The sequence below is a fragment of the Acinetobacter sp. V2 genome (assembly GCF_001188385.1).
GTDB lineage: Bacteria > Pseudomonadota > Gammaproteobacteria > Pseudomonadales > Moraxellaceae > Acinetobacter > Acinetobacter oleivorans.
This window is the reverse complement of the sequence record NZ_JZFB01000004.1, coordinates 18,068-19,463: the sequence shown is the minus strand read 5'-3', so window position 1 is coordinate 19,463 and position 1,396 is coordinate 18,068. Positions and strand designations below refer to the sequence as shown.

The 1,396-nt window shown below is 39.0% G+C and carries 1 protein-coding gene; it reads left to right on the top strand.

What is annotated here, in order from left to right; all coding sequences use genetic code 11:
• Positions 1-92 precede the first annotated feature (92 nt).
• A partial coding sequence (ppx, locus tag UC75_RS13035; protein ID WP_228137360.1) for an exopolyphosphatase occupies positions 93-1,396 on the top strand: 1,304 nt, incomplete at its 3' end.

Sequence of the window (1,396 nt, the reverse complement as noted above, 5' to 3'; positions counted from 1 at the left end):
ATCGATGGCTATTAATTGTTGATGAAAATGGCTTTTCAATTGCATTCTTGTGAATTACTCTAGGCGTGAATTGTTATGGGTTTAGTTCAATAATGTCTGACTTTCTGATTGATGAAGAATTACTTGCCGCCATAGATATGGGGTCGAACAGCTTTCACCTTGCAATTGCACGGGTAGATCATGGCGAAGTTAAAAAAGTTGCTTCGATGTCAGAAAAAGTACAGCTTGCAGCTGGTTTAGATGAAAATAAAAATTTAACAGAAGCTGCTCAACAGCGTGGTTTAGCATGTCTAGCCCGTTTTGTTGGAAGATTGAGCTCTGTTCAACCTAATCGTTTACGAATCGTGGCTACGAATGCCTTGCGTCAGGCAAAAAATGGTCATGAATTTATTCAAAAAGCTGCAGAAATTTTACCTAAACCTATTGAAATTATTGCAGGACGAGAAGAAGCCCGTCTGATCTATTTAGGTGTATCACATACCATGGCCAATGGTGGGCGTCGCTTAGTCGTTGATATTGGTGGTGGTTCTACCGAATTCATTATCGGTGAAGAGTTTGAACCTATTTACACCGAGTCATTACAAATGGGTTGTGTGGCTTATACAACGGCCTATTTTTCTGATGGCGAAATCACACAAAAAGCATTTGATAAGGCCGTAGTTGCTGCTCGTAAAGAACTTTCTGCTATTGCAACGACTTATAAAATGGAAGGATGGGATACAGTCGTTGGTTCGAGTGGAACAATTAAAGCCTGTCGCCAAATTATGGTCAATATGGGCTTAAGTGATGAACAAGAAAATGTCACTCGAGAAGGACTATACAAACTTAAAGATAAATTGCTTAAGTTTAAAAATGTTTCTGAAATTGATTTTGAAGGACTAAGAGAAGATCGACGAGCAGTTTTGCCAGCCGGATTGGCAATTTTGTACGCAGTTTTTGAAGTTCTAGAAATTGATCGTTTGGCATATTCTGATGGTGCATTACGCGAAGGTGTGATGTATGACCTGTTAGGTCGATTTAAACATGAAGATATCCGTGATCGTAGTGTACAGGCCTTAATGGGGCGTTATAACGCCGATCCGAAGCAAGCAGAAAGAGTTGTAAATACAGCACAACAATTATTTGATGGTGTTGCGAAATCTCTTAATTTAACGAGTGAAGACAGTGACTTACTGCGTCGAGCTGCTTATTTGCATGAAATTGGTTTAGCAATTAGTCATGGTGGTTATCATCGCCACGGTGCTTATTTATTACAGCACTCAGATATTCCAGGTTTCTCGCAAATTGATCAAAATCATCTTTCACATTTAGTTGCTCACCATCGTCGTAAATTGCGAAATGATGTAAAAAACGAAATTTTGAAGGCTGGTGGTCATAAATTACTTTACTTAAGTTT